The organism is Uniformispora flossi, from assembly GCF_049534875.1.
Taxonomy (GTDB): Bacteria; Actinomycetota; Actinomycetes; order Streptomycetales; family Streptomycetaceae; genus Yinghuangia; species Yinghuangia aomiensis.
In genome coordinates, this window is record NZ_JBMULZ010000001.1 from 167769 (window position 1) to 191307 (window position 23539).

Sequence of the window (23539 nt, forward strand, 5' to 3'; positions counted from 1 at the left end):
GCGTTGGCGCGCCGTCTCCGATCCTGCCCCGGTTCGTTGCCGCATGGTCGTCGGTCGAACGTCGCTACGGACACCCGGGCTGTGTCCGGCGGATCCCGACGCCCGCCACGGGCACCGGACGGACACGGCCGGACACGGACTAGCCGAGCAGTTCGATCATCACCGACTTCTCCCGCGTGTTCTCCAGCACCGAGTCGTGGCCGTAGCCGCTGTCGCCGATGCCCGCGAATGGGAGGCCGCCGCCGAGGCGGCGGTAGGTGTTGACCCAGACGAACCCGGCGTGCAGTGCGGCGCTCATGCGGTGCGCGCGGGCGAGGGACTGCGTCCAGACGCCGGCGGCGAGGCCGTAGCCGGTGTCGTTGGCGATCCGCACCGCGTCGTCCTCGTCGGCGAACGGCATGACGACCGCGACCGGCCCGAAGATCTCCTCGCGGCACACCCGCAGCGTGTTGTCCGGCACCCGGAGCAGCGTCGGCTCGACGAAGTAGCCTTCGGCGTACGGTGATCCGTCGGGGAACAACGCGGCCTGACGGCGCCCGCCGAACACGGTCTCGGCGCCTTCCCCCGCGGCGCCGTCGAGGAATCCGGCCACCCGGGCGAACTGCTCGGCGGACACGATCGGCCCCATCGTCGTCGCGGGATCGAGCGCGTCGCCGAGCACGACGCCCGCCACCGCGGCCCGCATCCGCTCGACGAAGTCGTCGAAGACGGACCGTTCGACGAGGATCCGGGTCCCGGCGTAGCAGACCTGGCCCGCGTTGCCGGTGAAGACGGCCGTGGTGGTGGCGCCGACGGCGGCGGCGTCGAGGTCGGCGTCGGCAAAGACGATGTTCGGGGACTTGCCGCCGAGTTCGAGCGCCAACGGCTTGAGGTGGTCGGCGGAGGCGCGGGTGACGACCTGCCCGGTCGCGGTCGAGCCGGTGAGGGATATCCGGTCGATTCCCGCGTGCCGGACCAGCGGATCGCCGACCTCCTCGCCGAGCCCCGCGACGATGTTGAGGACGCCGGGCGGCAGCACGTCCGCCACCAGCTCGGCGAACCGCAGCGACGACGCGGACGCCTGCTCGGCGGGCTTGATCACCGCGGTGTTGCCGGCGGCGAGCGCGGCACCGGCCTTCGCGGTGAGGGTGGGGAGCGGCGCGTTCCAGGGGATGATGCCGAGCACGACGCCGTAGGGCTCGCGCCGGGTCAGACCGACCGTGGTCGGCCCGACCTGCGTGCTCATGCCGCGCACCGCGGCATCGCACTCGCCCGCGAACGCGTCCCACATATAAGCGACGCCGGGCAGGTCGCCGCCGGCCACGTCGCGGATGATCCGACCGTTGTCCCGGGCCTCGATCTCGGCGAGTTCCGCCGCGTGCTCGGCGACGACGCGCGCCACCGCCTTGAGGTACATCGCGCGCCGCGCGGGCGGCAGCGCCGCCCACCCCGGAAAGGCGCTCCGCGCGGCCTCCACCGCGGCTTCCGCGTCCACGGCACCGGACCGCGGCACCCGGGCCCACACCTCCCCGGTCGAGGGGTTCACGGAATCCAGCCACCCACCACCCGCCGCCGCCGGAAGAACCTTGCCACCCACCAGATTCCCGAACTCGCGCACCACGCCGCCCTCTCCGCCGAAGACCCCTACCCGCCACGGTTCTAACGGGGAAGCCCCGCAGCCGCAAGAGAATTCAAACGATTGATTGATTAGAGAGGGCGGGGACGGCAATGCCGCGCGCGCCCGGCCCGACGGGGCCAAGGACAGGACGACACAGACGCGAAGGGTGCGGCGGTCAGAGCGGAGCGAAGGCGGGAGGACGCGGAGACGCGGAGACGCGGAGACGCGGAGACGCGGAGACGCGGAGACGCGGAGACGCGGAGCAGTCGTGTAGACGCAGCAGATGCGGACGAAGCACGGGGTGGGGCGGGAGTAAGGCGGACACGCGCGGCGCAGCACGAAGGCGCAGAGCCGCCTCGCTCCGTCACCGCGAGCGCCGCCCCCACCGCACCTCGCCCCCCTCACACCCCTCGCCCCACGCCCCACGCCACCCATCCAACCCTTGTGAATTGCATGTACACCTGCAAGCATCCGCCCATGCCCGCCGACCCACCCCCCGGCACCACTGGCACCGCCGGCTCCCCGAGCGCCCCGGCCCCCCTCCCGGCCCCCGTCCCCGACGACGCGCCCGAGGCCATGGTCAGTGCGTTCATCACGCTCGTCGTCGAGGCCGATCGTGCGCCGGGGTACCGCGCGCGGATCGAGGCCGCATCGGGGCGGTCGCTGCCGCGGTCGGCGATTTCGATCCTGTTCGTGCTGCATCGCCACGGGCCGCTGGGGGTGAAGGAGATCGCCGAGCGCCTGGGGGTCGAGCAGTCGACGGCGAGCCGGCAGATCCGACCGCTCGAAGAGCACGGGCTGGTGCACCGGGACACCGATCCGCGGGACGGCCGGGCCGTGCGCCTGCACCTCACCGAGGCGGGGCTGGACGTCCGCGAGCGGGTCCGGCAGGTGTGGCTGCGCGACATCTCCACCGTGTGGCGCGACTGGGATCCCGCCGAGCGCGCCCAGCTCGCCACCCTGCTCACCCGCTTCCGCGACTCCTTCCGCGAACTGCGCGGCGGCGACTGACCCGAGCCCGCAAAGAGCTGCAACACCCCGCAAAGACCTGCAGACACCCGCAAAACCGCAAAGCACAGCCCCGCAAGGAACAGACCCGCTCCACCCCACCGACCGACGGAGGTCGTATGCACATCGCCTACACCCCGGAGCAGGAGCAACTCCGCCGCGAGTTGCGCGCGTACTTCGCCGGGATCATGACGCCGGAGATCCGCGAGGAAGTGAACCGCGGCGAAGGCGCCGCGCTGGACCGGGACAGCGCGTACTGCCGGGTGATCCGCCGCATGGGCCAGGACGGGTGGCTCGGCATCGGCTGGCCGAAGGAATACGGCGGCCAGGACCGCACCAACATCGAGCAGCTGATCTTCCACGACGAGGCGATGGGCGCGGGCGCCGCCATCCCGCTGCTGACCCTCAACAGCGTCGGCCCCGCGATCATGGAGTTCGGCAGCCAAGAGCAGAAGGCGTTCTTCCTCCCCCGGATCCTGGCCGGCGAACTGCACTTCGCCATCGGCTACTCCGAGCCCGACGCGGGCACCGACCTGGCCGCCCTGCGCACCAGCGCGGTCCGCGACGGCGACCACTGGGTGATCAACGGCCAGAAAATGTGGACGTCGCTGGCGAGCGTCGCGGACTACGTCTGGCTGGCCGTCCGCACCGACCCCGACCAGCCGCGGCACAAGGGCCTGTCGGTGTTCTGCGTTCCGACGGACACCCCCGGCTTCTCGTGGAGCCCCGTGCCGACGCTGACCGGGCAGGTCACGACGGCCACGGTGTACGACAACGTCCGGGTCCCCGCATCGGCACTCGTCGGCGAGCCCGGCGACGGGTGGAAACTCATCACCGGGCAGCTCAACCACGAGCGCGTGGCCCTGTGCTCGGCGTACGGCCTGCAGCTCCTCGTCAACCAGACCCACCGCTGGGCGTCGGAGACCGAACTCCCCGACGGCTCCCGCGTCATCGACCGCGAGGCGGTGCAACTCAACCTCGGCCGCCTGCACGCCCGCACCGAGTACCTGAAGCTGCTCAACTGGAAGGCCGCGTGGGGTGCCGACCACGGCGCGAAGTTCGGGCCCGCGCAGGCGTCGACGACGAAGGTGTTCGGCACCGAGCTGTACGTCGAGGCGTACCGGCTGCTCATGGAGATCTTCGGCGAAGAGGCCTACCTGCGCATGCCGGCGGCCGAGGACGACCTGGGCGGGCGGATCCGCGCCAAGGTCGAGCAGATGTACCGCATCTGCCTGATGCTCACCTTCGGCGGCGGCACCAACGAGATCCAGCGGGACATGATCGCCATGCTGGGACTCGGGCTGCCCCGGCCGCCCCGCTGACCGGACGCACCCTCACGGGCCCGCGGCACGCCACCCTCTCCGCCAAGGCCTCATCCACCCAGGAAAGGAACCACCGATGTCGGAATCCCCCGCTCCCCCGGTGCTGATCGAGCGCGACGGCCACGTCCTGGTCGTCACCCTCAACCGCCCCGAGGCCCGCAACGCCCTCACCACGGAGATGATGAACCTCCTGGAAGAAGCGTGGGACCTGGTCAACGAGGACGACGGGATCCGGGTCGCGATCCTCACCGGTGCCGGCGGGGCGTTCTGCGCGGGCGCGGACCTGAAGAACATGAGCCGCAGCGCGCCGGGCGATGCCTTCAAGGGCGACGGCGACGGCACGAAGCTGGCGCTCGACATGTCGGTGATGAAGTGGATCCTCAAGGGCTTCACGCTCAAGAAGCCGCTGATCGCCGCCGTCGAAGGCCCGGCGATCGCGGGTGGCACCGAGATCCTCCAGTCGACCGACATCCGCGTCGCGGGCGAGTCGGCCCGGTTCGGGGTGTCCGAGGTCAAGTGGGGCCTGTTCCCGCTGGGCGGTTCGGCGGTGCGGCTGCGCCGCCAGATCCCGTACACCGCCGCCGCGGACATCCTGCTGACCGGCCGCCACTTCCACGCGCCGGAGGCGAAGGACCTCGGCCTGATCTCCCACCTGGTGCCGGACGGCACCGCGTTGGAGAAGGCCAAGGAGATCGCGCACACGATCGCCGCGAACGGCCCGATCGCGGTGCAGGCGGTCCTGCGCGTGCTGCGCGAGACCGACGAACTGCCCGAAGACGAGGCGTTCAAGATCGAGTCGGAGATCGGCATGCGGGTCTTCCTCAGCGAGGACGCCAAGACCGGGCCGCGCGCGTTCGCGGAGAAGAAGACGCCGGAGTTCAAGGGCCGCTGACCCGGCGCACACGACGGCAGACCACCGGCGGGCCGGAACCCCCGAGGTTCCGGCCCGCCGCCGGCGGCCGCTGCCGGCACGGACCGGTCGGGGCGGAGGGCGTCGGCCGGGCGGGGGTTTGGCGCTCCCCGGCCGTGCTACGTACAGTTCCCTGGTCGGCGCACCGCGCGGGCCACGGACACGACCAGGGAAACGGCAGCAGGGATGACAGCGCGTAACGAAGAACTGCTCGCCCCTGACGTCCCCGGCATCGACCCCGAGCGCCTCGCCACCTGCCTTGCGGTGCTGCGCGAACTCGACGGGCTGCCGACCGAGCACCCCGACGCGATAGCCGTCCGCAACGCGACCTCGCACATCTGGAAGAGCCTCAAGGAACGCCGCCGCGCCGACCGCAAGGCCGCCGTGCGCGCCAACGACGACGCCGTCACCGCCGCGACCGCGACCGGATCGCCGGACCGCATCGACGACGAAACGCAGGGCATCCCGATCAGCACGTCGACCGTCGGCGCTCTCGCGGGCATATTGCGGCGCTCCCGCGGCTGCTACATCTGCAAGCAGCGCTACGTCGAAGTCGACGCGTTCTACCACCAGCTCTGCCCACGCTGCGCGAAGGAGAACCGGGAGCGCCGGGACGCCCGCACCGACCTGACCGGCCGCCGGGCGCTGCTGACCGGCGGACGCGCCAAGATCGGCATGTACATCGCGCTCCGGCTGCTCCGCGACGGCGCGCACACCACCATCACCACGCGCTTCCCCAACGACGCGATCCGCCGCTTCAAGGCGATGCCGGACAGCGACGAGTGGATCCACCGCCTGCGCATCGTCGGCATCGACCTGCGCGACCCGGCGCAGGTGATCGCCCTGGCCGATTCGGTGGCCGAGGCGGGCACGCTCGACATCCTCATCAACAACGCCGCGCAGACCGTGCGCCGCACCCCGCAGTCCTACGCCGCGCTGATCGCCGCGGAGGACGGCCCGCTGCCGGCCGGCGAACTCCCCGAGTCGGTCACCTTCGGCCACATCGCCGGGTCCGGCCACGTCGCCCTCCCCTCCGCGTCCCCGGCGCCCGACGACCTCGACCCGCAGGCGCTCACCGCCCTCGCCCTCACCAGCGGCTCGGCGACGCTCGCCCGCATCGAGGCGGGCACGGCCATCGACGCGGGCGGACTGATCCCGGACCTCGACGCGTCCAACAGCTGGATCCAGCGCGTCCACGAGGTCGACCCGCTGGAACTCCTCGAAGTCCAACTCTGCAACGTGACGGCGCCGTTCCTGCTGGTGAGCCGCCTGCGCCCGGCGATGAAGGCGGCTCCCGCACGACGCAAGTACGTGGTCAACGTCTCCGCGATGGAAGGCGTCTTCCAGCGCGGCTACAAGGGCGCCGGCCACCCGCACACCAACATGGCCAAGGCCGCCCTCAACATGCTCACCCGCACCAGCGCCGACGACCTCTACGCCGACGGCATCCTCATGACCGCCGTCGACACCGGCTGGATCACCGACGAGCGGCCCCACCCCACCAAGATGCGCCTCCACGACGAGGGCTTCCACGCTCCCCTCGACCTCGTGGACGGCGCGGCCCGCGTCTACGACCCCGTCATCCGCGGCGAAGCCGGCGACGACCTGTACGGCTGCTTCCTGAAGGACTACCACCCGTCCAACTGGTGACGAGTCCGCGCCGGCGGTCCGTTTGCCCGGACGGCGGTGTCGGCGCCGGGTGGCAAGCTCCGCCGCCATGGAGGCCGCGCAGTTCTGGCAGCTCGTGGCGGCCGCCCGCGACCGGGCGACCGACCCTGACAACGCCGACGATGTCGCCCGGCACGCCACGGCACTGCTCGCGACCCGGCCGCCCGAGGTGATCGTCGCCGCGCAGCAGACGCTGTGGAACCTGATGGCCGAGTCGTTCACGAACCCTCTGTGGGCCGCCGCCTACGTCATCAACGGCGGCTGCTCGGACGACGGGTTCGACTACTTCCGCGGCTGGCTGATCCTGCAAGGACGCGACGTCTTCGAGCGCGCGGTGGCCGACCCGGACACGCTCGCGGACGTGCCCGTCGTGCGGGCCGCGGCGAGCGAGTTCGACTCTTTCGAGGGAGAAGCGGCACTGGCGATCGCTTTCGACGCCTATCCCGCGGCAACGGGCCGACCGCTCCCCGACGACGCGTTCACCATCGACTATCCCGATCTCGACCCCGCCTGGTCCTTCGATTTCGACGACTGCGCCGAAATGGCCCGGCGGCTGCCGCGATTGGCGGCGCTCTACCCGCCGGAGGCGCAGCCCGTCAGAACTCCAGCTCCATCCGCTGTTCCACCGCATCCACGCCCCATTTACGGGTCGGGCTGGAGTCCGTGAGGCGGAAGCCGGCGGACTTGTAAAGGTGGTGGGCGGCGTCGAGGCCGGCGACGGTCCACAGGTAGACGCCGCGGTACGCGCGGGCGCGGGCCTCGGTCATGGCGCGTTCGAACAGGGCACGGCCGACGCCGCGGCCGCGGGCTTCCGCAGCGAGCACCACCCAGCGGAGCTGGCCCCAGTCGTCCTCGGCGCGGGTCAGGCCCGTCGCGCCGACGATGCGGCCGTCGAGTTCGGCGACCCACAGGCGGCCCGCGGCGTACGAGCCCTCGTCGTGCCAGGCCATGACGAGTTCGGCGAGGCCCACGGCGACGTAGGCCTCCATCGTCGTGTCCATGCCGTACTCGGCGGCGTACAGCGTGCCGTGCAGGGCGGCGACCGCGCCCAGGTCGCCCGGACGCGTGCCGTCCCGCACCACGACCTCGCCCACCGCGGGCCGGCCGGTGTTCCCGGAGTCCTCCATCGCGCTACCCTTCACTGAAACACTCGTTTCAGTGGAGGATAACCCCGGTGCCCGAACCTGCGGAAGCCTCGCCGCGCCGCCGTGAGCTCCTCGCGGCCGCCCTCGCCTACGCCGCCGAGCACAACCTGTCCGATCTGTCGCTGCGTCCGCTCGCCGCCGCAATCGGGTCGAGCCCGCGCGTCCTGCTCTACCTGTTCGGGTCGAAGGACGGGCTCATGCGCGAAGTCCTCGCGGCCGGCCGTGAAGAGCAACTCGCGCTCGTCGAACGCGCGTACGCCGAAGCGGCCGACCCGCGCGCGGCACTCGAACTGCTGTGGGAGTGGTGCACAGCGCCGCACCGCCGCTCCACCCTCCGCCTGTTCTTCGAGGGCTACGTCCGCTCCCCCGGCGACGACGGCCCCTGGCACGGCTTCGCCACCGCCTCCCTGGACGACTGGCTCCCCCCGTTCGAGCGACTCTTCGCCGACACCGACATCCCCGCCACCCTCGCCCTCGCGGTGCTGCGCGGACTCCTGCTCGACGTCATCGCCCAAGAGCCCGCCGGCGCCGGGGCGTCCCAGCCGCGCATCGACGCGGCCTGGCACCGGTTCCTGGACGGCGCGTTCGGCACCGCACCCGCCGCCGGAGACCGCCGCACCGGGAGTGGCCGGCCCCGGCCGGATGCGGCAAGGCCCGGCACCGCGTGACGCGGTGCCGGGCCTTCCGGTTTCCGGGCCGGGATTCGAACCCCGTCAGGCAAGCACCAGCCGGCCGTCCCGCACCCGGTCCAGCACCCACGCCGCGGTGTCCGCGGCCGACATCGCGCTCGAATCCAGCACGTGCTTCTCGAACGCGCCCAGGTCCGCGAACTGCTCGTGCATGTGCCGCACCGACGCCGCATCCGTCAGCGCAGTCGCCGCCGTGCGCCCGGTGGCCCGGGTGACGGTGGTCTCCTCGTCGGGCCGCAGCACCGTGTAATGCAGTTCGATCCCGGTGGCCTTCGCGCACTCCCGGAACGGGTCGAGGAACCACGGGCCCACGATGCCGTCGAGGATCACCGTGTAGGCGCCCGCCGCATAACCGAACGCGGCATCAGCCAGCACCTGGACGACGACTTCGTTCTGCCGCTGCGCCGCCGGCAGGTACGGAGGAATCGCGCCGCGGCGCAGGAACGCCCAGAAGTCGTCGGCATGCAGATGGACACTCGCCGGAAAGGCGTCGGCCAGCCGCGGCGCCACCGTGCTCTTGCCGGCCCCGGGCGGTCCGGTGAGGACGACGACGCGGCCGGGCGGATTCTCGGCAGGCTCGGACATGAAGATGCTCCGTTCCGGGTCGGGGGACGCGACACCGCGCGGTACTGCGCGTCGCAGCGTAGTCGCGGCCACCATCGCCCCAACCCCCCGGTGGTGCGCAAGCGCTTTCTGTGATCCAGTGAGAGCCGTGGTACGTGACAATTCTCCTGGGGCGCGAGCGCGGTACGGAGGTGGCGCGGTGGCGGAACGGCCGTGTCCGGCAGCGACGCGCCCGGCCGCGGATCGGGCGTGACCCGAATGGCCGAACAGCTCGTCCCGACCGCGGGGAACCCCCCGGAAGGCCTCGCGTCCCGGCTCAACTGGCTGCGCGCCGCCGTCCTCGGCGCCAACGACGGCGTGGTGTCGACGGCCGGCCTCGTCCTCGGTGTCGCGGGCGCCGAAGGATCCCAGTCGGCGATCCTCACCGCGGGCCTCGCCGGGCTGCTCGCGGGCGCGCTGTCGATGGCCGCGGGCGAGTACGTGTCGGTCAGCACGCAACGCGATGCCGAACGCGCCGCCATCGAACGCGAACGGCGCGAACTCGCCGAGGACCCGGACGCCGAACTCACCGAACTCACCGACGCCTACATCGCCAAGGGCCTGCCCGACGACCTGGCGCGCGAGGTCGCCGTCGCCCTCACCCACCACGACGCCCTCGCCGCCCACGCGGAAACCGAACTGCGGCTCGACCCGGACGAGTTGACCAACCCCTGGGAAGCCGCTCTGGCCAGCTTCGGGTCGTTCGCCGTCGGCGCGCTCCTGCCACTCCTGGCGATCCTGCTGCCGCCGCACGACTGGCGGGTGCCGGTGACGGTCGTGTCGTCGCTCACCGCGCTGCTGCTCTGCGGGTGGTCGAGCGCGCGGATGGGCGGATCGCCGCCCGGGGTCGCGGTGGTCCGGAACGTGGCGGGCGGCGGCTTGGCCATGGCCGTGACGTACGCGACGGGCGCGCTGCTGCACGTCTCCGGCGTGTAGCCGAGCCCCTGCGGACGCGGCCTACGCGAAGTCCGGGGCGTACACCCATTTCGTGGTCTCGACGATCGCGGTCGCGCCGGTGGAGACCACGCCTTCGACGGCGCGGACACCGCGAACTCGGACGCCGAGGCTTTCGGCTACACGCACGCCGCGTTCGACGCCGCCTACCGCGCGGTGCAGCACCTGACGTGACCAAGCCCCGGGTTCCGGTCCGCCGACGACCGGAACCCGGGACGCGCTCCCGAGCCGGTGGGCCGACCGCAGCCCCGCCCGGGGGGGCCCCCCCCCCGGGGGGCGCCCCCCCCCCCCCCCCCGGAAGAAAACCCCCCCCAGGGCCAACGCCCCCGCCCGGGCGCCCGGCCCCCCGCACCCCACCCCCCCCCCCGCCCCCCGGGCGGGGCCCCCCCACCCCGCTGTCGGCAGCCCACCGCGCCGTACCGTCACTCCGCCTTGAGCCGCTCGGCCAGGAACGCCAGGATCTCGTCGCGGGCCCGCACCGTCGGGTGGCCCGCTTCGTCGACGAAGTGCGCGGTGACCACGCTGTGCGCGCAGCCGACGACGTCGCGGAAGAACGGCGGCGGCTCCGGGTTCGCCGCGTCCTCGGGGAGCACGCGGCCGTCGAACGCGTCGCCCAGCAGCGCCCGGTAGGCGGCGAACCGCTGCCCGGTGCAGAACGCGTCGTTCTCGAAACGGTAGGCGAGCACCTTCAGGCCGTCGCGCGCGACCCGCGCGGCCACGGCCGCGGCGTCGTCGTCGCCGATCTCCAAGGCCGCGGGGTCGTCGCGCGGGAGTGACGGGTGGTTGACGACCGGGGCGATCACCGCGGGTTCCAGGACCATGGTCAGTGCGAAGTTGCCGGTGAAGCACATGCCGATCGCGCCGACCCCGGGGCCGCCGCGTTCCGCATGGGCGAAGCGGGCGAGGCCGCGGAGCCAGGCGGCCACGGGACTGGTGCCGCTTCCGGCGAGCACCCGGAACTCGGCGCTCACGCAGGCGCGGCGCAGCACGGCCGCGCCGGCGTCGGCGGCGGGGTAGGCGCCGTCGGTGCCGAACAGCGACGGCACGTACACCGAGAGGCCCGCGTCGCGGATCCAGCGGGCGAACCGGGCGACGTCGGGGCTGATCCCCGGCATCTCCGGCATGAGGACGACGGCGGGACCGGATCCGGTGACATGGACGGTCTTGGCGACGCCGTCGACGGTCACGGTGGTGCGGGTGAAGTCGGCCAGCGGGTCGTCGAGGTCGGTGTGAGAGCGGGTCATGGGAGCGATCGTGGCCGGTTGCTACGCTCGGGCGGGAGTGGCGGTATCGCCATGCAGTACGTCGATCTCGCCACGCAGCGTGGCGATCGCGCCGTGCGACGGCGGCCGGGAGGGTGGCCTGTGGATCTCGTGCGGGTGGGTGTCCTGGCCTATCCCGAGTGCTTCGCGTCCGAGGTGTTCGGCGTGCCGGACCTGCTGACGATGGCGGGGCATGTGGCGTCCGGGTACGGCGATGCGCGGCGGTCGTACGAGGTCCACGTCGTGTCGCCGCGGCGGCGGGTCGCGGCATCCGGCGGTGCCGCGCTGGACGTGGCCGCGATGCGGCCGGTCGACGTGCTGGTCGTGCCGGGGTTCGCGTGGGCGCCGGGGCTCGACATCGGGGCGTTCCTCGGCGGGCTCGCCCCGGAGATCGCGGGAATCCGCGCGCAGGCCGAATCGGGGGGTGCGGTCGCGGCGATCTGCGTGGGTGCGTTCCTGGTCGCCGAGGCGGGATTGCTGGCGGGCCGGGGGGCCACGACGTCGTGGCTGTTCGCGGACCGGCTGGCCGGGCGGTACCCGGATGTGCGGGTGTGTGCGGACGAGTTGGTGGTGACGGACGGCGGCGTGACGACGACCGGGGCGTTCAGCGCGATGTACGACTTCGCGTTGGGGCTGGTCGGCACCTACGCCGGTCCGCGGGTCGCGCGCGGCACCGCCCGGGTCGCGCTCCTCGACGACGCGCGGTCGCGGCAGACGCCGTACGTCGACACGGCGCTGCTGCCCCCGGCGGGCGGGGACTTCGCGCACGAGGTGCGGCGGTGGCTCGACCGCCGGCTGGCCGACCGGTACGACCTGCCGGCGCTCGCCGCGGCGTTCCATGTGAGCACCCGGACGATGCTGCGGCGTTTCGGGGCCGAGACGGGCGAGACGCCGCTGACCTACCTGCATACGGCGCGGGTGCGCCGGGCCCGGCAGTTGCTGGAGACGACCGACCGCACGGTCGCGGCGATCGCGGCCGAGGTCGGGTACCGGACGCCGGGGAGCTTCGGCCGGGTGTTCGCGCGGCATACCGGGCGGGGGCCCGGGGAGTACCGGGCGAGGTTCCGGCGCGGGGGCGGACCCGGGTGACGGGATAGCGCCGGTTCAGGCTCCTGCCCAGGCTCCGGGGGCGCCGGTTCAGGCTCTGCTTCAGGCTCTGGTTCAGGCTCGGGTTCAGGCGCCGGCTTGCCGGCGGAGGCCCGTCAGCGTCAGCTCCAGCGCGGCGCGGAACTGCTCGACGTCGTCGTGGCCGTCGAACTCGTCGACGATCTCGTGGACGAACGGGTATTCCTCGGGGTCGAGTTCCCGCCAGGCTCCGGCATAGTGCCCGAGGAAGTCGTCCCGTTTCACTCCGCTGTCGAGGAAGCCCTCCGGCAGCTCGCGGCCCAGGTCGATGGCGGAGCCGACGACGACCCCCACGACGGCCGACACCGCGTGGAACCTCTGCCTCGCGGTCAGGTCCAGGCGGAGGGTCGGCTGACCGAGCTTCTCGTACAGGCGCAGCGCGTTGCCCTGGACGTCGGAATTCCGCATGAAGTAGGCGGCCAGCCAGGACCGTTCGACGATGGCGTCGAACAGCGTCAAGCCCATCGCGCGCAGGTCCTCGATCGGGTCGCCGGTGGGCGGCAGCTTTTCGATGGCGGCGAGGACGTCGCCGATCACGTAGTCGGTGGTGCGGTCGAGCAGCTCGTCCTTGTTCGCGACGTACCAGTAGATGCTGGCGGCGCCGCCGCCGAGACGCGCGGCGAGCGCCCGGAACGTGAGCGCCGACGGACCGGCCTCGTCGAGCAGGGCCGCCGCCTCGGCGAGGACGGATTCCATCGAGTGCGAAGCCCGGCGGCGTCCCTCGCCGGCGCGGGTCTGGGGGCGTGGCATGGCTCCGGCCTCTCGTGTTTGCGTCATATCGAACGTTGTTCTACTGTACCTGATCGTACAGTGTTCGATATTCGTACCACGTTCGATCGGAGGGCAGCCATGGCCACAACCACGCTCTCGGCTCCACCACGCACCTACCCGTCCCTACGCGCGGCGTGGATACCCCTGGCAGCGCTCTGCCTGGCGTTCTTCGTCGAGATGGTCGACAACACGCTGCTGTCGATCGCCCTGCCCACCATCGGCCGCGACCTCGGCAGCGGCACCACCGCGCTGCAGTGGGTCACCGGCGCGTACTCGCTGACCTTCGGCGGTCTGCTGCTCACGGCGGGGTCGATGGCCGACCGGCTCGGCCGCCGCCGGGTGCTGCTCACCGGGCTGGTCGTGTTCGGCGCCCTGAGCCTGTGCGTCGTGTGGGTCACCACCGCCGGCCAGCTCATCGCCTTGCGGGCAGCCCTCGGCATAGCCGCGGCCGCAATGGCCCCCATCACGAACTCGCTGGTGTTCCGCCTGTTCGACGACAAGGCCCTGCGGATGCGCGCCATGACGGTGATGATCGTCGTCGGCATGTCCGGCTTCGTCCTCGGGCCGCTGCTCGGCGGCACCGCGCTGGCCCACGTGCGGTGGGAGTGGCTGCTCGTCGTCAACGCCCCGATCGCGCTCATCGCCTTCATCGGCGTCCGGCTCGGAGTCTCGGCCGACCGGCCGGAGGACCTGACCCGGGACAAGCTCGACGTGCCCGGCGCGGTCCTGAGCGTCGCCGCCATCGGACTCGCCTGCTACGCGCTGACCAGCGGCGTCGAGCACGGCTGGCTCTCCGCCCCCACCCTTGCCTCGGTCGCGGGCGCCCTCGTGGCCGCTCTCGCCTTCATCGGGCACGAACGCCGCAGCGCCGCCCCCATGCTGGATCTGAGCCTCTTCCGCAACGGCACCGTGCGCGGCGCGACCATCGCGCAGATGGGCACGTCCATCGCGATGGCCGGCGTGATGTTCGGGCTCATCCTCCACTTCCAGTACGCCTACGGGTGGAGCCCGGTGCGGGCCGGCCTCGCCAATCTCCCGATCATCGTGACGATGCTCCTCGCGACCCCGCTGTCCGAGTGGCTCGCCCGCCGCTTCGGCCACCGCATCGCCTGCCTGGTCGGCGCGGCCTGCCTGGCCGGGGCACTGGCGGGCCTGGCCTGGGGCGTCGAGCACGGGTACGCCGTCATCGCGGCGTGCATGGTGCTCATGACCGTGGGGCTGCGCACCGTGATGACCATCTGCGCCGTCGCCCTCGTCGAAGCCATGCCGAGCAACCGCACGTCCATCGGCACCGCGCTCAACGACACCGCCCAGGAGGTCGGCTCCAGCGTCGGCACCGCGATGGTGGGCACCTTGATCGCCGCACTCGTCACCACCCAGCTCCCGGCAGGCGTGTGGAGCAGCGACCTCGTCGACTCGTTCTTCCACGGCGAGCGCATCGCCTACGCCCTGCTCGCCGCCGTCGTCGGCCTGATAGCGGCCGGCGGCGCCCTGAGCCTCACCAACTCCCACACGGTCGAAGAACCGGCGGCCGAGGAAGAGGAGACCGAGGAAGGGGCGGCCGAGCACATGGCGGCCAGGGAGCCTGCCTGAGTGACGGCGGCAGCGGGCCACCCCCTACCGCGGTAGGGGGTGGAGAACGGCTCCGCAGTGTGACGTGCCGTCGTACGCCCGATTCCTACTGTCGTTGGTGGCAGACCGGAACGACCGGTTGCCGCCGACGGGAGTCCCCCATGACCGCGCTTCCCACCACCAATCCCGCACACGTGACCCCGCCGGGTGCCGACACTCGCCCGCACGGCTTCGCCCGGCTGCGGGGCGCCTACAGCTGGCGCACTTCGGCCTACGCACTCACTGCGCCGGCGGTCGGCTTGGCCGCGCTGCCCCTGCTTTTGGTCGGTCGTTCCGTCGGCTACCGATGGCAGCGCCGCTTGGCGGTGCGGCTGCTCGATGCGGAGATCCCCGAGGCGTCCGGCAGGGGACGCTTCGTCCACGGCACCGCCCACAGCGTGGCGGCGCTGCCGCTGCAGATCCTGTCGGCGGTGCTCGCGGGGGTGTTCTGGGCGCTCTTCCTGGCCCGCGGAGTCTGCTATCCGCTGGCCGAATGGGGCAACGACGTCTCCGGGTCCTGGGGCGGGCCGACGATGGCCGGAGCGTGGGCGGCACACTTCGGGGTCGGTCTGCTCACCGGTGCCGTGGTGCTGCCGCTGGTCGCGCTGCTCGTCGCGGCGCAGCGCCGCCTCGCCGTCCGGCTGCTCGGCGGCGGCACAGCCGAGGGACTTGTCACCCCTGGTGGGTAAATGAACTCTCTTGTCCCCAGGTGGCGTTGCGCAGGGATATCCACGGGCGGCCGATGCTGTCCGGCCCTGCATAAGTGCCGAGGACCCGGGCAGCGGTGAATCAAGATGCCCCTCCGGGAGGAGAAACGTTGATGGACGACGGAAGCACCACCGGCAAGGCCAAAGAGCAGGGGCGCCCCGCGGAACGGGCGGCGGGCAACGCACTGCAGCGTCGCGAGGCCGGCACCACCGAACCGTTCGCGCTCGCCTCGGACCGCGGCCGCACGACCGTCGCGGACAGCGTGGTGGCGAAGATCTCGGGCATCGCGGCGCGAGAGGTGCACGGCGTCCACGACATGGGCGCCGGGGCGTCCCGGGCGCTGGGCGCGGTGCGCCAGCGCATCCCGGGCGCCAAGCGCAACGTCGCCCAGGGCGTCAACGTCGAGGTCGGCGAGAAGCAGTGCGCGGTCGACCTGGACCTGGTCGTGGAATACGGCGTGGAGATCGCCCACTTGGCGAACGAGGTGCGCGGAAACGTCATCGAGTCCCTGGAGCGCATGACGGGCCTCGAGGTCGTCGAGGTGAACATCGCCGTGGACGACGTCCACATCGAGCACGACGACAACGCATCGGCCCGACAGCTCCAGTAGCCACGGTGAGTCGGGCCGCTCGGCGGCAGGGACGCTCGGCCGGGAAACCGGCCGAGCGTTCCGCGCGTTCCGGGGCCGGCCGACAGCCGCGCCCGTGCCGAGGTGCACCCGGCCTAGGCGAGCTGGGTGTAGCGCGCCAGCGCGTCCTTGAAGGCGGACGGGCCGACGTTGAGCGGTGCGGTGAACGGATCGCGGAGCTGGAAGACGAAGAGGATGCCGAACCCGACCACGGCGCCCGCGAATCCGAGCAGGGCGACGTTGCGCGGGTTGACGGTCATGCCGACCAGCGGCGGGTAGACGAGCACCAGGATGCCCGCCACGACCATGGCAACGAGGAGCACGTCGGGCGCGACCGAGTCGACGTCGGCGAGGCGGGCGTAGCGCTTGACATAGAGGTCGTCGAGGGCCGCGGCGGTGGCGTCGTAGGCTTCGCCGCGGCGTTCCTTCGGGATGCTGTTGAACGCCGCCTGCACGGCGTCGAGCCGCCGCCACGCGGTGGGCGACGCCTGGTGCCGGGCCAGGTCGGGCCACTCGACGTCGATGACGGTGCGGGTGTAGTCGGTGATGCGCGCCCGGATCACGTCCCGGTCCTGCGGGGCGAGGTCGCCCGCCCGCGAGTAGACCTTCGCCAGGACGCGGGCCTCGTCGTGCGCATGCCCCCGCACCGTGGACTGGAGCGACCAGCCGCCGACGATGAGGAAGCCGGTGACCAGGATGAACGCCGACAGCACGACGCTGCCCGCAAAGCCCACCGCCTGCGGGTTGAACGACCCGTCGCGGCTGCGCTCGCTGCGCCCGAGCCACAAGGCGGCGCCGACCGCCAGCGCGGCACCGAACAGGGTGCAGGCGATCCAGAGCAGGGCGATGAGCACTGAGGCCTCCGAAAGGGTCGTGCAGGGCAGGGCGGGATGACCGGACGGCCGACCGGCCGACGGTGGTGGTGGGGCGGGTTCGTCAGCCCTGGCGGTGCGTTCCGCGGCCGCGGCTGTCGCCGCCGCGGCCCATTGCGGCGAGCGCGGCGGGGACGATGGCGAGGAGCAGGGTGAAGCCGAGCCACGACATGAGGTCCCACGGGCCGGCGGTTTCCTCGGGCTCCGGGCGCTTGGCAACGCGCCCCGGTGGGAGGACCTCTTGGACCGGCACGATCGGCAACTCGACCGCGGGCGTGGTCGCTTCGGGAGTCGGCGACGCGGGCGCGCGGGTCGGGGCCTTCGTCGCCGGGGGCGGGGCCGGGGTGCGGCTGGGCGCCGGGGTCGGCTTCGGCTTCGGCGGGGGTGTCGTGGCGGCCCGCGGAGTCGGCGGCGGCGGTTTGGCCGGAGCGCGCGTCGGGGCGAGGTTGACGGTGTTGTTCTGGTTGACGGCACCGGAGCCGTTGCCGGTGTTGCTCTGCTGGATGATCGTGATGCCGGGGCCGGGCACCGCCGTCGGCCTCGCGGCCGGCGAAGGCGGCGGCTTGGGGCGGGAGTTGGCCGCGCCCGAGCAGGCGCAGCACCGCGCTTCGCCGAGCAGGGGCGCCGCGTCGAGGGTGCGGACGACCACGGTCGTGACGTCACACGGCGGCGGCACCGGCAGGGCGAAGAGCGGGAGAACCATGCCCTCAGCGTGCGCGACCAACGGGGTGGCGGGAACGAGTTCGCGGCAAGATACCCCGTTCGTGTCATACGCGGAACGGAACCCCGGTTCGCCGACTCCGGCAACACGGAGAGCAGGGACTCACGTTCACCGGATTTCGGCGTTCTAGTCACACACTTTCGAGTAATTGATCACCCTCGTCCCCACTCCCAGGATGGTTGGCGCCGGCCCGAATTCCCGGGCCCGGCTGTTCAGGGGAGGCATGACTGATGACGGTCGATGCGGGTTACGACATCGAGGCGGACGGCGCCGACGGGCAGCAGAGTCTCGGCACGGCCGCGGCGCGGAACCTTGCGACGACAACCAAGTCCGCACCGCAGATGCAGGGCATCAGCTCGCGCTGGCTGCTGCGGATGCTGCCGTGGGTGCAGGTCGCGGGCGGCACGTACCGGGTCAACCGCCGGCTGACGTACGCCGTCGGCCGCGGCCGGGTGAGTTTCGCGCAGACCGCCGACAACGTCCAGGTGGTGCCGCCGACACTGCGCGAACTCCCGCTGCTGCGCGGCTTCGAGGACGAAGGCGTGCTCGCCGCGCTGGCCGCCCGCTTCACCCAGCGCGAGTTCGCCGCGGGCGACGTGCTGACCGAGGCGGGCAGCCCGGTCGACCAGGTGTTCCTGGTCGCGCACGGCAAGATCAACAAGATGGGCGAGGGCAAGTACGGCGACACGACCGTGCTGGGCGTCTTCGCGGACGGCGACCACTTCGGCGACGAGGCCCTCGTCGACGACGACGCCCGCTGGGCGTACGCGGCGACCGCGGTCACGTCCGGCACCCTCATGGTCCTGCCGCGCGCACAGTTCCAGTCACTGGTCGACCAGTCTCCCGAACTCCTCGTCCAGATCGCCCAGTTCCTCGCCAGCGCCCAGCAGTCCACGAACAAGCACGGCGAAGCGGCGATCGAGATGTCCGCGGGCCACGAGGGCGAGATCGACCTGCCCGGCACGTTCGTGGACTACGAGCTGTCGCCGCGCGAGTACGAGCTGAGCGTCGCGCAGACCGTGCTGCGCATCCACAGCCGGGTCGCGGATCTCTACAACCAGCCGATGAACCAGATCGAGCAGCAGTTGAAGCTCACCATCGAGGCGTTGCGCGAACGCCAGGAGCACGAGCTGGTCAACAACGCGGAGTTCGGCCTCCTGCACAACGCGGACCACGAGCAGCGGATCCACACGCACCATGGTCCGCCGACCCCGGACGACATGGACGAGCTGCTCTGCCGCCGCCGCGACACGTCGCTGTTCCTGGCGCATCCGCGCACCATCGCGGCGTTCGGGCGCGAGTGCAGCCGGCTCGGGCTCTACCCGGCCACCGTCGACCTGCAGGGCAGCCAGGTGCCGGCCTGGCGCGGGGTGCCGGTGCTGCCGTGCAACAAGATCCCCATCACCGACGGGCACACGTCGAGCATCATCGCGATGCGGCTCGGCGAGCACAACCAGGGCGTGATCGGCCTGCACCAGACCGGCCTGCCGGACGAGGTGGAGCCGAGCCTGTCGGTGCGGTTCATGGGGATCAACGAGAAGGCCGTTATCTCGTACCTCGTGAGCGCGTACTACTCGGCGGCGGTGCTGGTGCCGGACGCGATCGGGGTCCTGGAGAACGTCGAGATCGCGCGGCCGCGCGACTAACGGCCGAGCGGCCGACATTCGGGGTACGGCCGGGGTGTCCCGGCCGTACCCCCGTACCGCCAGGGGGCGCTGCCTTGAGTTGGTCGGACATCCTCATCATCGTCGGCTCGCTGGTCGGCGTAGCCGCGTGCATCTATGTGGTGCAACGTTTCGTCCCGCATCCGCTGCGTGAACGGCACAACGACGTGGCGGGGTTCATCTTCGCCGCGGTGGGGGTGTTGTATGCGGTGCTGCTCGCGTTCGTGGTGATCGCGGTGTGGGAGAACCACGACGCGGCCCGCAAGACGACGTTCCGGGAAGCGGACGAGCTGGCCGGCCTGTACTGGGTGTCGCGGGAACTCCCGCTGCCGCTCGGTGCGGAGCTGGAGCAGCAGACGCTGCAGTACGCGCAGACGGTCATGCACCAGGAGTGGCCGCTGATGAAGGACCACAAGTCCAGTCCCGCGGCGACGCAGTTGGTGTACAAGCTGCGCGCCGGGGTCATGTCCTACGCGCCGGGCAACGAGCGTGAGGCGGTGCTCTACCACAACGCGGTGGACCACCTGGAGAACCTCGCCTCCGCCCGCCGCGAACGCCTCAACCAAGTCGACGAGGACGTGCCCGCGCTCCTGTGGGTCGCCCTGATCGCCGGCGCCGTGCTCACCGTCGGCTTCACCTTCCTCTTCGGCTTGTCGAACACGCTCTCGCACACCGTCATGGTCCTCATGCTCACGGGACTGGTGGTGGTGTCGCTGGTGGTCATCAAGGAGATGGACTTCCCGTTCGCGGGGGTCACCAAGATCGATCCCACCGCCTTCGAAGTGTTCCTCGACCGCCTGCCACCACCGCGGACGATGTAGTGCCGAAACGCAGGGCGCCCGGTGTCCCCGGGCGCCCTCGCCGCGCGTCCGGCGGGGCGCCGACCCGCCTTGCAACCTGACGAGCCGTCACTTACCGTCCGGACAACGGCACAGACGCGCAAGCACCTTGGAGGCACCGATGGCACGGATCGAGATCCCGGACGGCGACGGGCCCGAGGTGATGCGGGCGCTGACCCTCGTGCCGCACTTCGCGGACGCGGTCATGGCGTACGAGACCGCGGTGGCGCGCAGCCGTCTCGACCGCCGCCTGCACGAGCTGGTCCGCATGCGCATCGCGGTGATCAACGAATGCGTGGTGTGCCTCAACTGGCGCAACGCGGATTGGGGCGCGAGCGAGGAGCAGCTGGCCGCGGTCGCCGACTATGCCGACAGCGACCTGTTCACCCCGGCGGAGAAGGCCGCGCTGGAGTTCGCCGAGCGTTTCGCCACCGACTCCGCGCGGATCGACGACGACCTGCTGGAGCGCCTGACCGGGCATCTGACCGCGCCGGGCATCGTCGACCTGACCCTGGTCGCCGGCAAGTACCTGGCGCTCGGCCGGTTCATGCAGGTCCTCGGCCTCGACCAGGCGTGCAACATCACCTTCGACGGCAGCGGCGACCTGGTGGTGACCGGCGCGGAGAGCTGAACGGGCCGGAACCGGGCCGGCGGAAACCGGGCCCGGCGGGACCGAACCCCCGGGAAACGAGCTACCCGGAACCGAACCGCAGGGAACTGAACCACACCGTTCAGTTTATGATGAGCGCATGGCGCCCACTCCCCCCTCCGGCACATCCGGCTCCACCGGCTCCGGCTCCGGCTCCGGCTCCACCGATCGGTCTCCGCACGGAGCCGTCGACGAGTTCGGCATCCCGGTGCTCGCCGAGCCCGTGAACGCGTCGCAGCGCAAGCGGGCCGCGATCATCGCCGCGGCGCTCGCGGTGTTCCTCGACGAGGGCTACACCGCGGCGTCCGTCGACGCGATCGCCGCGAAGGCCGGCGTGTCCAAGCCGACGATCTACAACCACTTCGGCAACAAGGAGCGCCTGTTCCTCGCGGTGATCGCGGGCACCCTGCCCACGTCCTTCGCGCCGCTCGTGGAGCCGCTCGCGGAGCTGCGGGCGACCGACGACGTGGCGGGCGGGTTCCACCGCCTCGGCCTGGCGATGGCCGTCACCGTCACCGACGACGCCGTGCTGCGGCTACGCCGCCTGGTCATCGGCGAGGTCGACCGGTTCCCGCAGCTGGGGCACCTGTGGCACCGGCTCGGGCCGTCCTGGTTCAACACCGAGATGGCCGCCACGTTCGAGTTCCTGATCGAGCGCGGCGTCCTGCGGATGGACGACCCGGACCTGGCCTCGCAGCAGCTCACCGCGCTGACCGTGGGCGTCCCGCAGCTGATCCGCACGTTCCAGCCGGACGTCCCGCTGCCCGAGGAGACCGTGCGGCGCATGGTCGAGTCCGGCATCAAGGTGTTCCTGGCCGCGTACGCGGTGCCGGCGTCCTGAACTCCCCTGGCCGCGACATCCCGCCGGTCACGCGATTCCGCCGGTCATGTGCTGTCGCCGGTCATGTGCTCTCGGCGGTCATGTGCTCTCGGGGGTCAGGTGCCGTCGGCGGGCGGCTTCGGCGGCTCCGACGGCGGGTCCGGGCGTCCCGCGATGGCGTTGATCCACCGCTGCGCCCGGTCCCCCGCGCGCCGTGCCGCGCGGGCTTCCGCCTTGGCGAGTTTGGCGCTGCCGGGCTTGTAGAACCGGCGGGCCCACGGCGAGTGGGGCCGGGCGAGGCGCAGCGCGCCGACGAGGGCGAGGAACGGCACGACGATTCCGGCGACGCCGAGGAAGTACCGTCCCTTGAAGACCGCGACGAGGGCGAAGACCAGGGTGATCACGATCGACACCGCCCACCCGCCGCGGCTCTCCCCCTTGTCGGGCGAGAAGGGGTTGGAGCCGACGAAGAGGAACAGTCCGAGCCCCGCGGCGTAGACGACGGCGTCGACGGACTGGCGGCCCTCCTGGGTCCAGTACACGTCGTCGAGGTGCAGCCACAGCGCGAATTCGTCGAGGGTGAGCGCGGCGCCGACGGCGAACGCGCAGGCGGTGACGATGTGGCCGGCGCCGTGCGGGTCGAGGGTGAAGCCGATCGTCGCGGAGATCATCATCAGGAAGATGCCGGGCACCAGGTGGTGCACGTGCACGCTGCCGACCTCGACGTTGCCGAACGGCCCGCGCCCCGACCGGATCAGGTGCACGACGAGCCGGGTGATGGCGAACGTCGCGATGAACGCGACGAGCATCCACAGCAGGGTGATGCGGGCGTCGTCGGCGGTGATGTGCACGTTCACGAGCGTCTCCCCGGCGGACGGTCACGGGATTTCGGTACCGGACGGCCGGCCGGGTCGCCGACCGGGTGACCGGTCGAGCGACCGGACGGGTGGCCTCGGACTGCAGGCCGGGTGCCGTCCGGTTCAGCCCACGGCCGCGGCCGCGGACATCGCGGCGGCGTCGCCGCGGGCCAGCGCCGCGGTACGGCGGTGCAGCGCGCATGCCCAGTCGCAGGCCGCGTGGGCCTGCCGCACGGTGCTCGCCGGGACACCGGTCAGGTGTTCGATCTCCCGGATGCCGTGGTCGAGTTGGGTCTTCCAGGCGCCGAACAGCACCATGCCGCTCTGGAAAGCGGCGGGCACCGAATAGCCGTACTCCCGCATCAGCACCGCGACCAGCGTCAGCCGCCCGGTCTCGACGGCCTGCCGGTAGCCGGCCAGGTCGGCGTCGACGCCGCTGAGCAGTGCGGCGAGTTCGTGCAGGGGCGCGACGCCGGGCGCGGGCGGCGCGGACGGTCCGCCGAGCCGCGGGTCCAGGCGGTGCAGCGTCGCGTACAGCGGCAGCGGGGTGCGATCGGCCAGGTTGTCGAGGAACTCGGCGAGCGGCGGCACGGTGTCGGCGGCCCGCCACTCCTGCTCACGCCGGCAGGCCGCCGCGTGCCGGTCGAGAGCGTCGGCGAGTTCGGGCAGCAGAGCGGCGCCGTCCACGACGGTGATCCGCTCGTACAGGTCGGTCAGCGCGAAGTGCAGCGCGTCGGCACCGGTGGTGTAGCCGTCGCGCAGGACCCCCACGAGGGAGGCGGTGTAGGCGGGTTCCCAGCCGGACGTCTCGGCGCGTTCGGTGAGCACGCCGAGCCACGCGGCGAACAGGCTCGCGATGCGGAGCGCGCCGAGCGGGGCGTCGTGCAGTGCGTCGGCCACGGGTGCGATCGGGAACGTGCGGTCCACGGATCCGCCTTCGGCGGCCGGGTGCAGGCCGACGCGCTGCGCCCACAGGCGGGTCTCGATCGCCGCGGCCGCGGCGTCCGGGTGCGCGGGCGGCCGCCCGCAGCGCACGTCCGCGTGGGCGACGGCTTCGGCGACGAGGGAGGCGATGTCGCCGCGGGGCACCGCTAGCACCCCGCCCGGCGCGGCACG

The 23539-nt window shown here is 72.1% G+C and carries 25 protein-coding genes; 15 read left to right on the forward strand and 10 right to left on the reverse strand.

The features are described from left to right. Positions 1–139: 139 nt before the first annotated feature. Positions 140–1525, reverse strand: coding sequence for an aldehyde dehydrogenase family protein (locus ACPA54_RS00755; protein ID WP_423525694.1), 1386 nt, complete (start codon positions 1523–1525; stop codon positions 140–142). A gap of 549 nt (positions 1526–2074) precedes the next feature. On the opposite strand from ACPA54_RS00755, the gene ACPA54_RS00760 reads away from it, so the two are divergent. The 5 genes from ACPA54_RS00760 to ACPA54_RS00780 all read left to right on the forward strand — a co-directional run bounded on the left by ACPA54_RS00760 (position 2075) and on the right by ACPA54_RS00780 (position 7172). Continuing rightward, positions 2075–2608 (forward strand): MarR family winged helix-turn-helix transcriptional regulator, encoded by a 534-nt coding sequence (locus tag ACPA54_RS00760; RefSeq protein WP_423525696.1) that lies wholly within the window; start codon positions 2075–2077, stop codon positions 2606–2608. Positions 2609–2724: 116 nt separating this feature from the next. Beyond that, a complete protein-coding gene (locus ACPA54_RS00765) occupies positions 2725–3927 on the forward strand; it encodes an acyl-CoA dehydrogenase family protein (protein WP_423525698.1) in 1203 nt (400 codons plus the stop codon). Positions 3928–4003: 76 nt separating this feature from the next. After that, the gene (locus ACPA54_RS00770; protein ID WP_423525700.1) at positions 4004–4819 is read left to right on the forward strand and encodes a crotonase/enoyl-CoA hydratase family protein; all 816 of its coding nucleotides are present in this window, start codon (positions 4004–4006) and stop codon (positions 4817–4819) included. Between the two features lie 204 nt (positions 4820–5023). Continuing rightward, the gene (locus tag ACPA54_RS00775) at positions 5024–6487 is read left to right on the forward strand and encodes an SDR family NAD(P)-dependent oxidoreductase (RefSeq protein ID WP_423525702.1); all 1464 of its coding nucleotides are present in this window, start codon (positions 5024–5026) and stop codon (positions 6485–6487) included. 49 nt (positions 6488–6536) lie between these two features. Continuing rightward, positions 6537–7172, forward strand: coding sequence for a DUF4240 domain-containing protein (locus ACPA54_RS00780; RefSeq protein WP_479729419.1), 636 nt, complete (start codon positions 6537–6539; stop codon positions 7170–7172). Here ACPA54_RS00780 and ACPA54_RS00785 read toward each other — a convergent pair. Then, positions 7102–7632, reverse strand: a complete 531-nt coding sequence (locus tag ACPA54_RS00785) for a GNAT family N-acetyltransferase (RefSeq protein WP_423525704.1) — start codon at positions 7630–7632, stop codon at positions 7102–7104. The genes ACPA54_RS00780 and ACPA54_RS00785 overlap by 71 nt on opposite strands. A 47-nt stretch (positions 7633–7679) precedes the next feature. Here ACPA54_RS00785 and ACPA54_RS00790 point away from each other — a divergent pair, with 47 nt between their 5' ends. After that, positions 7680–8318: a TetR/AcrR family transcriptional regulator gene (locus ACPA54_RS00790; RefSeq protein ID WP_423525706.1), complete on the forward strand. Its 639-nt coding sequence runs from the start codon at positions 7680–7682 to the stop codon at positions 8316–8318. Between the two features lie 45 nt (positions 8319–8363). Here ACPA54_RS00790 and ACPA54_RS00795 read toward each other — a convergent pair whose 3' ends face one another. After that, positions 8364–8924, reverse strand: a complete 561-nt coding sequence (locus ACPA54_RS00795) for an AAA family ATPase (RefSeq protein ID WP_423525708.1) — start codon at positions 8922–8924, stop codon at positions 8364–8366. A 237-nt stretch (positions 8925–9161) separates the two neighbouring features. Here ACPA54_RS00795 and ACPA54_RS00800 point away from each other — a divergent pair, with 237 nt between their 5' ends. Beyond that, complete coding sequence (locus ACPA54_RS00800; RefSeq protein ID WP_423526856.1) at positions 9162–9878, forward strand: VIT1/CCC1 transporter family protein; 717 nt, start codon at positions 9162–9164, stop codon at positions 9876–9878. 21 nt (positions 9879–9899) lie between these two features. On the opposite strand, the gene ACPA54_RS00805 is transcribed toward ACPA54_RS00800, so the two are convergent. Together ACPA54_RS00805 and ACPA54_RS00810 are read right to left on the reverse strand one after the other, a co-directional pair. Beyond that, positions 9900–10025, reverse strand: a complete 126-nt coding sequence (locus ACPA54_RS00805) for a hypothetical protein (protein WP_423525710.1) — start codon at positions 10023–10025, stop codon at positions 9900–9902. Between the two features lie 293 nt (positions 10026–10318). Beyond that, positions 10319–11140 carry a dienelactone hydrolase family protein gene (locus ACPA54_RS00810; protein ID WP_423525711.1) on the reverse strand — a complete coding sequence of 274 codons (822 nt, stop codon included), beginning with the start codon at positions 11138–11140 and terminating at the stop codon, positions 10319–10321. A 120-nt stretch (positions 11141–11260) separates the two neighbouring features. Here ACPA54_RS00810 and ACPA54_RS00815 point away from each other — a divergent pair, with 120 nt between their 5' ends. Further along, entirely contained in the window at positions 11261–12247 is a 987-nt protein-coding gene (locus tag ACPA54_RS00815; protein ID WP_423525713.1) for a GlxA family transcriptional regulator, read from the forward strand. Between the two features lie 84 nt (positions 12248–12331). Here ACPA54_RS00815 and ACPA54_RS00820 read toward each other — a convergent pair whose 3' ends face one another. After that, on the reverse strand, positions 12332–12979 hold the full coding sequence (locus ACPA54_RS00820) for a TetR/AcrR family transcriptional regulator (protein ID WP_423526857.1): 648 nt from the start codon (positions 12977–12979) through the stop codon (positions 12332–12334). Between the two features lie 153 nt (positions 12980–13132). Here ACPA54_RS00820 and ACPA54_RS00825 point away from each other — a divergent pair, with 153 nt between their 5' ends. The 3 genes from ACPA54_RS00825 to ACPA54_RS00835 all read left to right on the forward strand — a co-directional run bounded on the left by ACPA54_RS00825 (position 13133) and on the right by ACPA54_RS00835 (position 15983). Then, on the forward strand, positions 13133–14647 hold the full coding sequence (locus tag ACPA54_RS00825) for an MFS transporter (protein ID WP_423525715.1): 1515 nt from the start codon (positions 13133–13135) through the stop codon (positions 14645–14647). Between the two features lie 140 nt (positions 14648–14787). After that, a complete protein-coding gene (locus ACPA54_RS00830; RefSeq protein WP_423525717.1) occupies positions 14788–15354 on the forward strand; it encodes a hypothetical protein in 567 nt (188 codons plus the stop codon). Positions 15355–15485: 131 nt separating this feature from the next. Beyond that, positions 15486–15983, forward strand: a complete 498-nt coding sequence (locus tag ACPA54_RS00835; RefSeq protein WP_423525719.1) for an Asp23/Gls24 family envelope stress response protein — start codon at positions 15486–15488, stop codon at positions 15981–15983. Positions 15984–16096: 113 nt separating this feature from the next. Here the strand turns inward: ACPA54_RS00835 and ACPA54_RS00840 are convergent, their stop codons facing one another. Together ACPA54_RS00840 and ACPA54_RS00845 are read right to left on the reverse strand one after the other, a co-directional pair. Next, positions 16097–16855, reverse strand: coding sequence for a bestrophin-like domain (locus tag ACPA54_RS00840; RefSeq protein ID WP_423525720.1), 759 nt, complete (start codon positions 16853–16855; stop codon positions 16097–16099). A gap of 82 nt (positions 16856–16937) precedes the next feature. Continuing rightward, positions 16938–17576: a hypothetical protein gene (locus ACPA54_RS00845; protein WP_423525722.1), complete on the reverse strand. Its 639-nt coding sequence runs from the start codon at positions 17574–17576 to the stop codon at positions 16938–16940. A 248-nt stretch (positions 17577–17824) separates the two neighbouring features. Between ACPA54_RS00845 and ACPA54_RS00850 the strand changes: the two genes are divergently transcribed. From ACPA54_RS00850 to ACPA54_RS00865, 4 genes are all read left to right on the forward strand, one after another. Beyond that, entirely contained in the window at positions 17825–19240 is a 1416-nt protein-coding gene (locus tag ACPA54_RS00850; RefSeq protein WP_423525724.1) for a family 2B encapsulin nanocompartment shell protein, read from the forward strand. A gap of 74 nt (positions 19241–19314) precedes the next feature. After that, the gene (locus tag ACPA54_RS00855) at positions 19315–20079 is read left to right on the forward strand and encodes a bestrophin-like domain (protein WP_345676370.1); all 765 of its coding nucleotides are present in this window, start codon (positions 19315–19317) and stop codon (positions 20077–20079) included. Between the two features lie 139 nt (positions 20080–20218). Continuing rightward, on the forward strand, positions 20219–20728 hold the full coding sequence (locus tag ACPA54_RS00860; protein WP_423525726.1) for a carboxymuconolactone decarboxylase family protein: 510 nt from the start codon (positions 20219–20221) through the stop codon (positions 20726–20728). A 118-nt stretch (positions 20729–20846) separates the two neighbouring features. Continuing rightward, positions 20847–21587, forward strand: coding sequence for a TetR/AcrR family transcriptional regulator (locus ACPA54_RS00865; RefSeq protein WP_423525728.1), 741 nt, complete (start codon positions 20847–20849; stop codon positions 21585–21587). Between the two features lie 95 nt (positions 21588–21682). Here the strand turns inward: ACPA54_RS00865 and ACPA54_RS00870 are convergent, their stop codons facing one another. Together ACPA54_RS00870 and ACPA54_RS00875 are read right to left on the reverse strand one after the other, a co-directional pair. Further along, the gene (locus ACPA54_RS00870; RefSeq protein WP_423525730.1) at positions 21683–22423 is read right to left on the reverse strand and encodes a hypothetical protein; all 741 of its coding nucleotides are present in this window, start codon (positions 22421–22423) and stop codon (positions 21683–21685) included. A 123-nt stretch (positions 22424–22546) separates the two neighbouring features. Further along, positions 22547–23512, reverse strand: a complete 966-nt coding sequence (locus ACPA54_RS00875; protein ID WP_423525732.1) for a terpene synthase family protein — start codon at positions 23510–23512, stop codon at positions 22547–22549. Positions 23513–23539: the final 27 nt, after the last annotated feature.